The organism is Mesorhizobium sp. B2-7-2 (assembly GCF_006440775.1).
Classification (GTDB): Bacteria; Pseudomonadota; Alphaproteobacteria; order Rhizobiales; family Rhizobiaceae; genus Mesorhizobium.
The window spans coordinates 87,855-102,293 of sequence record NZ_VFTZ01000002.1 but is presented as its reverse complement, the minus strand read 5'-3'; the positions used below and the strand labels follow the sequence as shown (position 1 = coordinate 102,293).

13 protein-coding genes are annotated in these 14,439 nt (G+C 63.2%); 8 read left to right on the top strand and 5 right to left on the bottom strand.

The features are described 5' to 3' along the window. Positions 1 to 235: 235 nt before the first annotated feature. Positions 236 to 1,786 carry a hypothetical protein gene (locus FJ425_RS03285; RefSeq protein WP_140633638.1) on the top strand — a complete coding sequence of 517 codons (1,551 nt, stop codon included), beginning with the start codon at positions 236 to 238 and terminating at the stop codon, positions 1,784 to 1,786. A gap of 130 nt (positions 1,787 to 1,916) precedes the next feature. Further along, on the top strand, positions 1,917 to 3,515 hold the full coding sequence (locus tag FJ425_RS03280) for a hypothetical protein (protein ID WP_140721722.1): 1,599 nt from the start codon (positions 1,917 to 1,919) through the stop codon (positions 3,513 to 3,515). 250 nt (positions 3,516 to 3,765) lie between these two features. Here the strand turns inward: FJ425_RS03280 and FJ425_RS03275 are convergent, their stop codons facing one another. The 5 genes from FJ425_RS03275 to FJ425_RS03255 form a co-directional block, all read right to left on the bottom strand. Then, positions 3,766 to 4,941, bottom strand: a complete 1,176-nt coding sequence (locus tag FJ425_RS03275; RefSeq protein WP_246677864.1) for a glycosyltransferase family 87 protein — start codon at positions 4,939 to 4,941, stop codon at positions 3,766 to 3,768. 113 nt (positions 4,942 to 5,054) lie between these two features. After that, a complete protein-coding gene (locus FJ425_RS03270) occupies positions 5,055 to 5,672 on the bottom strand; it encodes an alpha-ketoglutarate-dependent dioxygenase AlkB (protein ID WP_140633632.1) in 618 nt (205 codons plus the stop codon). A gap of 104 nt (positions 5,673 to 5,776) precedes the next feature. Continuing rightward, on the bottom strand, positions 5,777 to 6,217 hold the full coding sequence (gene lysM / locus FJ425_RS03265; RefSeq protein ID WP_140721719.1) for a peptidoglycan-binding protein LysM: 441 nt from the start codon (positions 6,215 to 6,217) through the stop codon (positions 5,777 to 5,779). Between the two features lie 115 nt (positions 6,218 to 6,332). Continuing rightward, positions 6,333 to 6,770: an alternative ribosome rescue aminoacyl-tRNA hydrolase ArfB gene (gene arfB, locus FJ425_RS03260; RefSeq protein WP_140633630.1), complete on the bottom strand. Its 438-nt coding sequence runs from the start codon at positions 6,768 to 6,770 to the stop codon at positions 6,333 to 6,335. Positions 6,771 to 6,852: 82 nt separating this feature from the next. Next, on the bottom strand, positions 6,853 to 8,463 hold the full coding sequence (locus FJ425_RS03255; RefSeq protein ID WP_140721716.1) for a phosphoenolpyruvate carboxykinase: 1,611 nt from the start codon (positions 8,461 to 8,463) through the stop codon (positions 6,853 to 6,855). Positions 8,464 to 8,804: 341 nt separating this feature from the next. On the opposite strand from FJ425_RS03255, the gene FJ425_RS03250 reads away from it, so the two are divergent. From FJ425_RS03250 to ahcY, 6 genes are all read left to right on the top strand, one after another. Continuing rightward, positions 8,805 to 9,506 (top strand): response regulator transcription factor, encoded by a 702-nt coding sequence (locus FJ425_RS03250; protein ID WP_006201274.1) that lies wholly within the window; start codon positions 8,805 to 8,807, stop codon positions 9,504 to 9,506. A gap of 145 nt (positions 9,507 to 9,651) precedes the next feature. After that, complete coding sequence (locus tag FJ425_RS03245) at positions 9,652 to 11,436, top strand: sensor histidine kinase (protein ID WP_140546871.1); 1,785 nt, start codon at positions 9,652 to 9,654, stop codon at positions 11,434 to 11,436. Positions 11,437 to 11,449: 13 nt separating this feature from the next. Next, positions 11,450 to 11,911 carry an HPr kinase/phosphorylase gene (locus FJ425_RS03240; RefSeq protein ID WP_140633624.1) on the top strand — a complete coding sequence of 154 codons (462 nt, stop codon included), beginning with the start codon at positions 11,450 to 11,452 and terminating at the stop codon, positions 11,909 to 11,911. Positions 11,912 to 12,075: 164 nt separating this feature from the next. Beyond that, positions 12,076 to 12,477, top strand: a complete 402-nt coding sequence (locus tag FJ425_RS03230; RefSeq protein WP_140546869.1) for a PTS sugar transporter subunit IIA — start codon at positions 12,076 to 12,078, stop codon at positions 12,475 to 12,477. Beyond that, positions 12,474 to 12,770 (top strand): HPr family phosphocarrier protein, encoded by a 297-nt coding sequence (locus FJ425_RS03225; RefSeq protein ID WP_095767997.1) that lies wholly within the window; start codon positions 12,474 to 12,476, stop codon positions 12,768 to 12,770. The genes FJ425_RS03230 and FJ425_RS03225 overlap by 4 nt, the downstream gene beginning before the upstream one ends. Positions 12,771 to 12,972: 202 nt before the next feature. After that, entirely contained in the window at positions 12,973 to 14,373 is a 1,401-nt protein-coding gene (ahcY, locus tag FJ425_RS03220) for an adenosylhomocysteinase (protein WP_140686839.1), read from the top strand. The last annotated feature ends 66 nt before the right edge of the window (positions 14,374 to 14,439 follow it).

Genomic DNA, 14,439 nt, shown 5'->3' with positions numbered 1-14,439 from the left:
CGCCTTAGGCAATCCCGACTAGCGTCGCCAGCCAAACTCCAGCGGGTGTCGGGAGGGAACCGGTGATCGATGCGGGCAATGCCGCGGGACGCGAGGTCCCGGTCTATTCACTGGTCATTCCGGACTTCAATGAAGAGGCCTTGCCGCCCCTGCTCGTGGCGTTGTGCAAGCCTGTCCTCGTGGGAGGCGTTCCCATCAACGCCAACGGCCCCCTCTGCCCCGAAGGACGGAGCCGATGACCGCCGTCCTCGACAGCCCGACGGCAGACGCGCCGATCAGCGACGCGCGCAACACGCGGACATGGACCGTGGTTTTTTGCCTTCTGGTGCTGGCGGCCGCCGTTCCCTGGCAGATGCGATGGGGCGTCATATCCGACACGAGCTGGGTGATCACCGTGTGCGAACGGATGCTTGCCGGATCACGGCTCTATGTCGATATTTTCGAAGTCAATCCGCCTTTCACGCTTTGGATGTTCATGCCGGCCGTGGCGCTCGCGCATAAGATCGGCATCTCGCCTGAAATCGCGGTTCATGCCTACAGCTATGCGATCTGCCTGGCGGGATTGGGCCTTGCCGCATGGATCGCCAGGCGGGCGGGTTTTGTCGAGAACCGCACCCTGTTTTCACTGCTGCCTCTTTTTCTGGCGCTGCTGGTCATCTTCCCCGGCAATGCCTTCAGCGAGCGGGAGCATCTCGGGATCGCGCTGTTTTTGCCGTTGCTCATGCTGACGGCCTGGCGCGCGGCGCCAATCGACGATCGAATGCCCAGCCTGCCGGTGGCCCTCCTTGCCGGATTGAGCGGCAGCATCCTGGTGCTGGTGAAGCCCTATTATGCCCTGGTCGTGCTCGTTCCGGCGCTCTACGCGGCCTGGAACCGCCGGTCGATCCGAACGCTTTTCGCCGTCGAGTACTGGACGATCGGCCTGATTTGCGTCGCCTATATCGTCGCCGTGCAGTATTTCCATCCGGAATTCCTAAGCGTCATCTACCCGGTGCTGGCCGACACCTACATGCGGATCCAGAATATGGAGGCGTTGCTGACGACCTATGGGCCGATCTACCTGATCGCGCTGCTGGCGCTGCGCTTTCTTCGCCCAGGATTGCCGTTGTCGCCGCTGATCATCGTGTTCACGCTTGCTTCGCTGGCTGCAACCGTGCCGCTGATCTACCAGGCCAAGGGCTGGGCCTATCACGCGTTTCCGGCCTTCAGCCTGATTCTGGCGGCGCTCCTGTTGAGGATGGCGCAAGCTGGCCCATCGACATACGAGTCGTCGGGCACGGCAACGGACCTGAGGCACAAGACGCTGCTGGCTGCCATCATTGCCGCCGCCGCCATCCCGTTCATGCAGACACAGAAGCTCAGTGCAGAGTTTGTCGCCAAGCTTAAGGCCGCGGCTCCTCAGCCGACCGTCGCGCTAGTCGGCGCCGACATCTCGGGGGGCCATCCGCTTACCCGGATGCTCGGCGGGACATGGATTTCACGCCATTGCAACGACTGGCTGGGTGAACAGGCGCTTTATCTTTCGGGCATCGCAAGCCGGGACGGCGACCAGGAGGCGGCATCCCACTACCGGCAGATCGCCGATCGCTACATCGAGAGCAAGATCGCCGAACTCGAGAACCAGAAGCCTGCCATGATAATCGTCGAGAAAATCGACAGGGACTGGAATGCGGAGCTTGCCCGGTGGCAGGACTACGTCAATTTCCTGCGAGGCTACCGGCAGATTGCCGAGAATGACGAACTTCAAGTGCTGCTGCGCAATGCAGGAACTGCCCAGGCAGAGTGATCCGCAGCCGTCCTTTTCGGGAGAGGTCGCGAGGAAAATTTTGAGCGGTGTCTGCCGGTTAAAGCGCGCTTAACTGCCGGTCCGTTAGAAACTAAGCCACAAACGCTGTACTGCTATTGAGGCTCCCGGCATGGATGCGCCATTGGTTGCTTCAGGCGAGCAGGCCGATCTGCGGCCCCGTCAGGCCGGAACTGCATTTCGTCTTGGCCTGCCGGCCGCCGCAACATTGTTGATCGCGCTCTATGCGATTGTCGTCTCGCGCGTCTTGCCGGGCAATGTCGACGTGTCGTGGCTGCTGACCGTCGGCGACCGCGTGCTGAGCGGCGAACGCCTATATGTCGACGTCGCCGAGGCCAATCCGCCCTTTTCCACCTGGCTCTATCTGCCATTCCTGATTCTTGAGCGGTTGACCGGGCTTTCGGCGGAGCTCTGGGTGGGGCTCGGCATGGTAGTGCTGGCAATCGGTTCGGTCTGGCTTTCAGCTCGAATCCTTGTACGTGCCGACCAAACGCTGACGCGATTCGTCTGGGCAGTTCCGGTTTTGGTGTTTCTTCTGCTTGCGCTGTCGCCGGCGGATTTCGGCCAGCGCGAACAAATCGCAGTCATCTGCCTTTTGCCTTGGCTGGCGCTGCTTGCGGCACGCGACCGGACAGCGGATTTCCGCGCCGGCAGCACGGCCGAGCGGCTTGCCGCAGGGCTTGGCGCCGCGATTTTCGTCATGATCAAACCGCCCTTCAGCGTGCTGGCGCTGGCTTGCCCGGTGCTGATCCTTGCCGCGCAGCGACGCTCGGCGCGGCCTCTGCTGACGACCGAGAATGTCTTCGGCGCTGTTTTGACCGTCGCCTATCTGGTCGTGCTTGTGATTTTCATGCAGCCCTTCTTCAGCGATGTCCTGCCTTTGCTGCGTGAGGTCTATTTGCCGATGCGCTTGCCGGTCGTCGACGTGTTGATGCTCTTGCCGGTGAAGATTTTCGTGGCCATGGCTGCGGCAACGTTGGCTATGGCCTACCCTGACCGGCCCCATCGCGATGCGAAGATTCTGCTGCTGGCAGGTGTTGGCTATGTCCCTGGGTTTGTCGTCTTGGGCAAAGGCTGGACCTATCAGGCGATGCCGTTCCTGACGCTCGGCATGTTGGCGTTTGTGCTCCAGTTCATCCGGTTGCGGCCACAGCGCGACCTGCCTGCGATGGCAAAGGCGGGTGTAGGGCTGGGTCTGCTTTTGTTCGTAACGACCGTCGCGCCACGGCAAGGCCTGGCATTCGTCGAACCGCGTGGCGATCTCGACGCGGCGACGGCCGCCATCAACCGGATCGCCGATCACCCGACCTTTATATCGATCGGCTCGGGGCTGCAGATCGGCAATCCGCTCGTCCGAATGACCGGCGCTCGCATGGTTGGGCGCCACCCGTCCGGCTGGATGGTCAATGATGCCCTAGTCCTAATCGAGTCCGGGCCGGATGCCGCGACCCGGCTTCGGCTCGAAGCCTTGCGGGCGGAATACACGCAGGCGATCGCCAGTGAGTTGACCACGAAACGGCCCGATATCGTTGCCGATGACGGAACCGCAGGACCGGACGTACCTATAAAGCTCCATCTGACGCAGCCGCACGCAACGGCGCCGTTGCGTGACAGCCCCTTGATCGCAAAGGCTTTGCGGGACTATCGTCTGCTCTATCAGAACGCCTCGGTAACCCTGTTCATCCGCAGCGATATCGCCGAAAACAATTAGGGCGGCACTGGTTAATCGAGATCAATTGGCGCTTGTCGGCGTCGCGCTTTTCCTGCCGCTGATGTCATAGATGGCGTGGTGCGCGCGGGGCGAGGTACGGGTGCTGCATCGCAACGCCGGAATTAGTCAGGCACGAGGACCCGCGACCGCCTCAAATCATATGGCCGCCATTCTTCATATTTCCTGCGGCGAACGGAGGGCTGCGGCGAAGCCGCCGAGCCTATCGCTGCGCACGGATCCTGGAATTGCTTCAGGCTAGGGACGGTTCTCCCGAGAGTTGAGTCTTCCGGCCTCTCGTCCGGATCGAATGCAGCATCCACGCGGCAAGAAAAAGCGGGATCAGGACAGCGACGCAATATCCGCCCCAAGTGAAAAAATGCGCGACGAAAGGCCCGAGCCAGCAAATCGCCAGGATCAGCCGAGGCGGCCTGGAAACCATCGCGGCGAGCATCGCCACCGCTACGGCCACACTGATCGTGTCGTAGGTGTAGCCATAGGGCGTGGCCAGGATTGCGAGGACAGCGGTAAGCACCACGCGTTCCTGATGGGAGACCACGCGGCCCGGCCGCCAGAGCCAGATCGCCGCGGCGATGGAAGCGATGGTTGCGACCGCCTGCACGCCATAGGCGGAGGTCACCCCGGCGCCGAAAGCTCTCGCCGTGAAGAACACCGTTATTGCGTTGTACTGATAGGGCTGCGGATAAGGCGCCTCCATGATCGCCGTCATCAAGGGGCGGGTTTCGGTCAGGAATAGGCGCCAGACATCGAAGCCAAAGAACAGGCCGGTGGCGAGGGCGATCACGACGCTGGTGCCGATGGCCGCGAGAATGGCGCGCCAGTTGCCGCTGGCTAGCAGGCAGAAGGGCACGAGAATGCCGAGATGCGGTTTGATCGTCAGCAGGCCGAACAGGATTCCGGCCAGCAGCGGACGCCTGGGCGCCACGGCAAGGCCTCCGATCAACAGCGCGGTGGTCAGCGCGCCGTTCTGGCCGAACACCGAGTTCCAGATGACGGCGGGGCTCAAGACAATCGCCAGTTCCAGGGCCGCTCCGAGCTTCAGCGGCCGGATCGCCAGCCACAGGCACAGCACGGTCCCGAACGTCCAGATCAGATAGGCGGGCAGAATCGGCAAGGTGGCAAGCGGAACGCCGAGCAGGAGGATGTTCGGCGGATAGCTCCATTCCTGATTTGGAAGGTCGGGTGAGAACATCGCGCGCAGCGCCGCGCGGTAGGCCTCCACGTCGAAGAGAACGGCAACGTGGCCCTCGATGGCCATGCGCGAGCCTGCCCAGAGGTTGGTGAAGTCCCAGTAGGGGAGCCTGTGCGACAGCGTGGAAAAGCCTCTGCTGTCCAAGGTCCACAGAAAGCTCAGGTAGAACCAAGTCATCCATGCGGCGATGATCGACACGACCGTGACGATGGCCACGTCCAAAAGGCTTCTGGTTCTGATCCAATCAGGTTGCATCGCGATCTCGGTTTCGCAACCGCGGTTGTAGCCCGGGTATGCTTAAGATCGCGTTGCCCCGACGCCAGGCATGCTCAGCCTGGCACCGTCACCCGCCGCAACGTCAGATTGATGCGGCCGCCATTCTTCAGCAGCGCCGATGTCGCCGGATAGATGCGGTCGACGCCGTGGAAGGCGAGGCGTCCTTCGCCGCCAAGCACGACGACGTCGCCGCTCTTCAGCCTGAACGACTTGGTGCCGCCTTCGCGCCTGTCCTGGCCGACCCGGAACAGGCAGTCGTCGCCCAGCGAAACCGATACCACGGGCGCGGCGAAATCCTGTTCGTCGCGGTCCTGATGCAGGCCCATTTTGGCATCCGCCGAATAGAAGTTGACCAGGCATGCCTCGGGCGGATGCGGATAGGCCGAGACCTCGCGCCATAATTCCAGCAGGGTTTCCGGGATCGGCGGCCAGGGCTCGCCGGTCACCGGATGCGTCGGCTGATAGCGATAGCCGCGCTCCTTGTCGGTCACCCAGCCAAGCGCGCCGCAATTGGTCATGCGCACGCTCATCTCCTTGCCGGTGCGCGGCATGGCCGGCACGTAAAGGGGTGCGGCCTGCACGACGCGCCTGATCTCCTCGACCAGCGCTTCCTGAGCAGGGCGCGCGAGGTAGCCCGGCATATGGCGGACGCCTTTGGGCAGAACGAGCATGGATCGATCCGGTTACCGATGCGGCTGACTGGCCGAGCATGCCACCGGCAAAAGAAAACGGCGACCCGAAAGCCGCCGTTTCCAGATTCCCGTGATATGGCCGGTCAAGCCTGGTCGATATCCGGTATGCGCAGCACCTGGCCGGGATAGATCTTGTCGGGATGCGCCAGCATCGGCTTGTTGGCCTCGAAGATGATGTTGTTCTTCGCGCCCTTCCCCTTGCCGTAGGATTTCTCGGCGATCTTCCAGAGGTTGTCTCCCTTCTGGACGGTATAGAGCGTCGGTTCCTTGGCCGGCGCCGCCGTGCCGGCCTCGGGCGCGACCTTCAGCTCGTCGGCTTGCACCTTGGAAACGCCCAGCGTGTTGCCGACGGCGATCACCGCCTTTTCGAAGACCGACTGATCGTTGACCGTACCCTTCAACACCGCAGTGTCGCCCTGGACGGTCACCTGGACGCCGTCCGTGCCCAGCTTGTGCGAGTCGAGTTCCTTCTTCGTTGTTGCAGCAATCGGAGCCTGCCATCTGCAACCCTGAATTGGAAGCAGCTAATCCAACCGTGCTTAGAGCGCTTCACCGTTTCACGGAAACGGCGAACCGCTCTGTCTCTTGTTTTGACGCAATTCCGGACGGAAAACCGCTCTCACTTTTCGTGGAATTGCTCTAATCGTTCTCGACTCGGCCGCGCAGCTTCTTCACCGTCGACCGGCCTGCCTTGCTCTTCAGGCGGCGCTCGACGGCGCCTTTGGACGGCCTGGTCTTCTTGCGCGGCGGCGGCGGCGGCTCGGCCGCCTTAGCGATCAGCGCGGTTAGCCGCGCCCGCGCGTCGGCGCGGTTCTGCTCCTGGGTGCGGAAGCGGCCTGCCTCGATGACGATGACGCCGTCCTTGGTGGCGCGCTGGCCGGCCAGCTTGATGGCGCGCTCGCGCACGCGCTCGGACAGGCCGGATGCGTTCGCCGCGTCGAAGCGCAGCTGCACGGCGGTCGCCACCTTGTTGACGTTCTGGCCGCCCGGACCGGACGAGCGGATGAAGTCCTCATGCAGGTCGCCAGGACGGATGACCGCTTCGCCGGAGATGATGATATCGTCGTCGCTCGCCATGCACGCACTCATGACGCGACGGCGGCAAAAAGAAAAGGCCCGGCGCGAGCCAGGCCCTGGAGGAAGACATTGGCAGTGACTGCTATTCAGCCGCTTCCTGCATCCGCGGCGCCGCGCCGAGGATGGTCGCGTCGACATGGCGTTCGAACTTCTCGAAATTGACGGCGAACATGTTGACCAGCTTCGCGGCCTGGCGGTCGTAACCGGCCTTGTCCGCCCAGGTCGAGCGCGGGTCGAGAATGGCGCCGTCGACACCGGGGACCGCCACCGGCACCTCGAAGCCGAAATTGGCGTCGGTGCGGAACTCGGCCGACTTCAACGAACCGTCGAGCGCTGCGCCCAGCAAGGCGCGCGTCACCTTGATCGGCATGCGGCGCCCGGTGCCGTAGGCGCCGCCGGTCCAGCCGGTGTTGACCAGCCAGCAGTCGACGCCGTGGCCGGCGATCAGCTCGCGCAGCAGATTGCCGTATTCGGACGGATGGCGCGGCATGAACGGGGCGCCGAAGCAGGTCGAGAACGTCGCCTCCGGCTCGGTGACGCCTTTTTCCGTGCCGGCAACCTTGGCGGTATAGCCCGACAGGAAATGGTACATCGCCTGCGCCGGCGTCAGCCTGGCGATCGGCGGCATGACGCCGAAGGCGTCCGCGGTCAGCATGATGATGTTCTTCGGATGCCCGGCGCGGCCGGTCTTCGAGGCATTGGGGATGAAATCCAGCGGATAGGCGCAGCGCGTGTTCTCGGTCAGGCTGCCATCGTTGAAATCCGGAACGCGGCCGGCGTCGAGCACCACGTTCTCCAGCACCGTGCCGAAGCGCTGCGTGGTGGCGAAGATCTCCGGTTCGGCCTCCGCCGACAGCCTGATCGTCTTGGCGTAGCAGCCGCCCTCGAAATTGAAGATGCCGTGCGGGCCCCAGCCATGCTCGTCGTCGCCGATCAGCGTGCGCGACGGGTCGGCCGACAGCGTCGTCTTGCCGGTGCCGGACAGGCCGAAGAAGACGGCCGCGTCGCCGTCCGCACCTTCATTGGCGGAACAGTGCATCGGCATCACGCCCTTTGACGGCAGCAGATAGTTCAGCATGGTGAAAACCGACTTCTTCATCTCGCCGGCATAGGAGGTGCCGCCGATCAGAACGATCTTGCGGGTGAGGTCGACCGCGATCACCGTTTCGGTGCGGGTGCCGTGACGCGCCGGATCGGCGCGGAAGGAGGGCAGGTCGATGATCGTAAGCTGTGGCACGAAATGCTCGATCTCCGCGGCTTCGGGACGGATCAAAAGATTGCGGATGAACAGCGAGTGCCAGGCGAATTCGGTGACGACCCGGGTCGGCAGCTTCAGATTGGCGTCGGCGCCGCCGACGAGGTCCTGCACGTAGAGGTCCTTGCCGGTTGCATGTGCCTCGAAATCCGCCAGCAGCGCTTCGAACTCACCCGGCGAGATCGCCTTGTTGTTGTCCCACCAGACCTGGCCGCCGGTCGCCTCGTCGCGCACGACGAATTTATCCTTCGGCGAACGCCCGGTGTGCTGGCCGGTCTCGGCGACCAGCGCGCCCTGCGCGGTCAACCTCGCCTCGCCGCGCCGGATCGCTTCCTCGTAGAGTTCGGCCGCGCCAAAATTATAGCGCACGATGCCCATTGTCTTCAGGCCGATCGCGTCGATGGCGCAGTCGGGGTTGCGTTTGCCGGCTTCCGACATCAAATTTCCTCTCTGGATTTGGCCGCATCTGACGGGTTACTTCCCGGAGCCCGCGCTGGGGCCGTCAGGTTCAGAACCAGAAAAGCCGAATGATATCAAATCATTAATCGATTTAAAAAATTTGAAAGTTGTTTAAATCGTTTATATATGCAAAAAACCGTAGAGGTTGCCCAAAGGATTGGCAGGCTCGGTTCGTCCAATCCCACTGTGGGTGCGATGGCGTGTGACGGCAGGCCGCCCGTGACTTCGGACAAGGCCCGTGCCACATTTTGTACCCAATTTGTCCTGCAAAAGCCCCTTCTCGACGACAGAAGGGACAGCTCATGAGGGAGCCGCTTGAAATGGCAACAATCGCGCTTGTCGACGACGACCGCAACATTTTGACCTCGGTGTCGATCGCGCTCGAATCCGAGGGCTATCGGGTCGAAACCTACACCGATGGCGCGTCGGCGCTGGAAGGCCTGGCGGCGCGACCGCCGAACCTCGCCATCCTCGACATCAAGATGCCGCGCATGGACGGCATGGAGCTGTTGCGCCGCATGCGCCAGAAATCGGACCTCCCGGTCATCTTCCTGACGTCGAAGGACGACGAGATCGACGAATTGTTCGGCCTCAAGATGGGCGCCGACGACTTCATCCGCAAACCGTTCTCGCAGCGCCTGCTTGTCGAGCGCGTGCGCGCCGTGCTGCGCCGCACCAGCGCCCGCGAGGCGGCGGCCAAGGCGCCCAGCCAGCAGGCCCGCTCGCTCGAACGCGGCCAGTTGGTGATGGACCAGGAGCGGCACACCTGCACCTGGAAGGGCGAGCCGGTGACGCTGACGGTGACCGAATTCCTCATCCTGCATTCGCTGGCGCAGCGCCCGGGTGTGGTAAAAAGCCGTGATGCGCTGATGGATTCAGCCTATGATGAACAGGTCTATGTCGACGACCGCACCATCGACAGCCACATCAAGCGGCTGCGCAAGAAGTTCAAGGCCGTCGACGACGACTTCGAGATGATCGAAACCCTTTACGGAGTCGGGTACCGGTTCCGCGAGGCATGAGATAGGCAGTAGGCAGTAGGGAATAGTCAGTAGTCAGTTTTGAATGATGCGAGCGGCCACTCATGCATAGCCGCGGTCAGCCAACATTATTCCTACTGCCTACTCACTACTCACTACTCACTAACCAAGCAGGGCCTGCTATTCGATGGCAGTGGAAGTAGAGCGAGGCAGACGGGCGGGCGCGGCAAGGCGTCCGCCGCGGATCGTGCCCGCCTTCGTTTCGAAAATCACGGTGCCGATGCGCCGGTTTCTCGGCCATCACATCTTCTCCAGCCTGACGCGGCGCATCCTGTTCCTCAACCTGGCCGGCCTCGCCGTGCTGGTCACCGGCATCCTTTACCTCAACACCTTTCGCGACGGGCTGATCGACGCGCGCGTCGAAAGCCTGATGACGCAGGGCGAGATCATCGCCGGCGCGATCGCGGCTTCGGCGACCGTCGAGACCGATTCGATCAGCATCGACCCGGAAAAGCTGCTGGAGCTGCAGGCGGGCGAAAGCCTGGGGCCTGGGTCGGACCAGCTCGACAACCTCGATTTCCCGATCAATCCCGAGCGCGTCGCGCCGGTGCTGCGACGCTTGATCTCGCCGACGCGCACCCGCGCCCGCATCTATGACCGCGACGCCAACCTGCTGCTCGATTCGCGGCATCTTTATTCGCGCGGCCAGATCCTGCGCTACGACCTGCCGCCCGTCGACGACGAACAGCCGGGCGTCGTGGAGCGAGTGGAGAAGTTCATCTTCGACTTCTTCCGCAACAAGGACCTGCCGGTCTACCACGAGCAGCCCGGCGGCAACGGCGCGGCCTTTCCCGAAGTGGTCAAGGCGCTGACCGGCAGCCCTTCGACCATCGTGCGGGTGAGCGAGCAGGGCGAACAGATCGTCTCCGTCGCGGTGCCGATCCAGCGCTTCCGCGCCGTGCTCGGCGTCTTGATGTTGTCCACCGAAGGCGGCGACATCGACAAGATCGTCGCGGCCGAGCGCAAGGCGATTCTGCGCGTGTTCGGGGTGGCGGCGCTCGTCACCGCGATCCTGTCGATGCTGCTCGCCTCCACCATCGCCAATCCGCTGCGCCGGCTTTCCGCCGCCGCCGTCAGGGTGCGGCGCGGCGTCAAGAGCCGCGAGGAAATCCCCGACTTTTCCGATCGTCAGGACGAGATCGGCAATTTGTCCATTGCCGTGCGCGATATGACGAATGCGCTTTACGCGAGAATCGAAGCGATCGAAAGTTTTGCCGCCGACGTGTCGCATGAGTTGAAGAACCCGCTGACGTCGCTGCGCAGCGCCGTGGAAACGCTGCCTTTGGCGAAAAACGATGCTTCTCGCGCGCGCCTGATGGAGATCATCCAGCACGATGTGAGGCGGCTCGACCGCTTGATCACCGATATCTCGGATGCGTCCCGCCTCGATGCGGAGCTGGCGCGCGACGATGCGGCGACCGTCGACCTGAAGAAGTTCATCACCGACCTCATCGCCGTCTCGCGCGAGACGACGCGCAACAAGAAGGCCGTCGAGATCGACCTCAAGGTCGCCAAGCTGCCGGCCGGCGCCAAAGGCTATTTCGTTGTCGGCCATGACCTCAGGATCGGCCAGGTCATCACCAACCTGATCGAGAACGCGCGTTCCTTCGTGCCGGACGAGCATGGCCACATAGCGATCTCTTTGGCGCGCGCGGGCAAGTTCAATATCATCACCGTCGACGACAACGGCCCGGGTATCCGCGCCGAAAAGATCGATCGCATCTTCGAGCGCTTCTATACCGACCGGCCGGCCGGCGAGGCGTTCGGCCAGAACTCCGGCCTCGGGCTGTCGATCAGCCGCCAGATCGTCGAGGCACATGGCGGCACGCTGACGGCCGAGAACATCCCCGGCACCAAGCCCGGCGAGATCAAGGGCGCGCGTTTCGTGGTGACGCTGCCGGCGGAAGGCTGATCGCCGAACCGACATGCCAGGCGCCGCCGCAAAGCCCCGCAACATCCATGGGACGGCCATACTGGTCGGCGAGCGCGGCGTGCTGATCACCGGGCCGTCGGGCGCCGGCAAGACGACGCTGGCGCTGGCGCTTGTCGATCATTGCCGCGCGCAGGGCCTTTTTGCCCGGCTGGTCGGCGACGACCAGTTGCTTGCGGCCGCGCATGGCGGCCGGCTGGTGTGCCGCACGCCGGCGAGCATCGCCGGCCTCGCCGAGGTGCACGGCATCGGACCGCGGCCGCTGGCTTTCGAACCGGCCGCCGTGATCGACCTTGTGGCGCGGCTTGTCGAACCGGCCGACATGACGCGTCTGCAGGACGAGACCACGGAGACGATCGGCGGATGCCGGCTGCCCCGCGTCGACATCGCCCAGCGAAATGTCACCGCCGCGCTGCCCATGCTGATGGCGCGGCTGTCGATCCAGCCTTTTTCATGATCCGCTCCGGTTTTTTTGCTGCGATGCGTCAAAATGGCCCGGGCCGCCGCAATTTTGGGCTTGTCAACCGGCCGTGCGTCGACAAGATAGCGCTCCCGCCGCCTGGAATGGCTGGCGAACATAAGATACGCCTGTGAAGCGGCGATGACGGGAGCCACCAGAGAATGATCGGACTCGTGCTCGTGACGCACGGTCAACTCGCTACCGAGTTCCGACATGCCGTAGAGCATGTCGTCGGGCCGCAAGACAGTTTTGAAACCGTGGCGATCGGCGCCGACGACGACATGGAGCAGCGCCGGGCCGACATCGTCGACGCGGTCGCGCGCGTCGACACCGGCGCAGGCGTCATCGTGCTCACCGACATGTTCGGCGGCACGCCTTCCAACCTCGCCATCTCGGTGATGGAATCCGGCCGCACCGAGGTCATCGCCGGCATGAACCTACCGATGCTGATCAAGCTCTCCTCGATCCGCAAGGGCGACAACATGGCAGCCGCGCTCGACGAAGCGCAAGCGGCCGGCCGTAAATACATCAACGTCGCCAGCCAGCTCCTGAGCAGCAAATGAACGCATCGGCGCCGCGGACGGATGAGGTGGTGCGGGAGTTCCCGATCATCAATCAGCGCGGCCTGCATGCGCGTGCTTCGGCCAAGTTCGTCCAGGTCGCCAGCGGCTTCGACGCCACCATCCATGTCGAGAAGGACGGCGTGAAGGTCGGCGGCACCTCGATCATGGGCCTGATGATGCTGGCGGCGAGCCCAGGCTATTCGATCCGCGTCATCGCCAGCGGCCCGGAAGCCGTGCCGGCCATGGATGCGTTGGAGCAGCTGATCGCCTCGCGTTTCGGCGAGGAAATCTAGTCACGCTTTTTGTTGGATGCATGTCGTCTTCCCAAAACCGTTCCGCGCTTTTGGACGACACGCAAGACATGCGCGCATAAAGATTTCTTTATGTCCCATTGTCGTGCGGCGACCGATCTGGTAGTCAAGCCGGCAACCGCGCCCTCCCATGCGCCTCCCGGCGTCGGCGCGCCTTGAGAAAAAATCACACCGGAGCACTGCCATGACGGGTAGCAAGGACTATGTGGTCGCCGACATCTCGCTTGCCGGCTGGGGCCGCAAGGAGATCGAGATCGCCGAAACCGAAATGCCGGGCCTGATGGCCTGCCGCGAGGAGTTCGGCGCCAAGAAGCCGCTGAAAGGCGCGCGCATCACCGGCTCGCTGCACATGACCATCCAGACGGCGGTGCTGATCGAGACGCTGAAGGCGCTGGGCGCCGACGTCCGCTGGGCCTCCTGCAACATCTTCTCGACCCAGGACCACGCGGCCGCGGCCATCGCCGAGGCCGGCATTCCGGTCTTCGCCATCAAGGGCGAGTCGCTGGAAGACTATTGGGACTACACCGACCGCATCTTCCAGTGGACCGATGGCGGTACCTCCAACATGATCCTGGACGATGGCGGCGACGCCACCATGTACATCCTGCTCGGCGCGCGCGCCGAGGCCGGCGAGGACGTGCTGTCCAATCCCGGCAGCGAGGAGGAAGAGATCCTGTTCGCCCAGATCAAGAAGCGCCTGAAGGCTTCGCCCGGCTTCTTCACCAAGCAGCGGGAAGCGATCCGCGGCGTCACCGAGGAGACCACCACCGGTGTCAACCGCCTCTATCAGCTGCAGAAGAAGGGCCTGCTGCCTTTCCCGGCGATCAACGTCAACGATTCCGTCACCAAGTCGAAATTCGACAACAAATATGGCTGCAAGGAATCGCTGGTCGACGGCATCCGCCGCGGCACCGATACCATGATGGCGGGCAAGGTCGCGGTGGTCTGCGGCTATGGGGATGTCGGCAAGGGCTCGTCGGCCTCGCTGCGCGGCGCCGGCGCCCGCGTCAAGGTCACCGAGGTCGACCCGATCTGCGCGCTGCAGGCGGCGATGGACGGCTATGAGGTGGTGACGCTGGAAGACGCTGCGCCCACCGCCGACATCGTCATCACCACCACCGGCAACAAGGACGTCGTCACGCTCGACCATATGCGGTCGATGAAGGACATGGTGATCGTCGGCAATATCGGCCACTTCGACAACGAGATCCAAGTGGCGTCGCTGCGCAATCTGAAATGGACCAACGTCAAGCCGCAGGTGGATTTGATCACCTTCCCGGACGGCAAGCGGATGATCCTCCTTTCCGAGGGCCGCCTGCTCAATCTCGGCAACGCCACCGGCCATCCGAGCTTTGTCATGTCGGCCTCGTTCACGAACCAGGTGCTGGCGCAGATCGAGCTCTTCAGCAAGCACGGCCAATACGAGAACCAGGTCTATGTGCTGCCCAAGCACCTCGACGAGAAGGTGGCGCGGCTGCATCTCGACAAGCTCGGCGCCAAGCTGACCGAGCTGTCCGGCGAACAGGCCGCCTATATCGGCGTGACGCCGCAGGGCCCGTACAAGCCCGAACACTACCGCTATTAACCAAAGCGAAATTATCTACCATATATTGAAGCCGGGTGGTTGACTTTCCATCCGGCTTTATTTTTT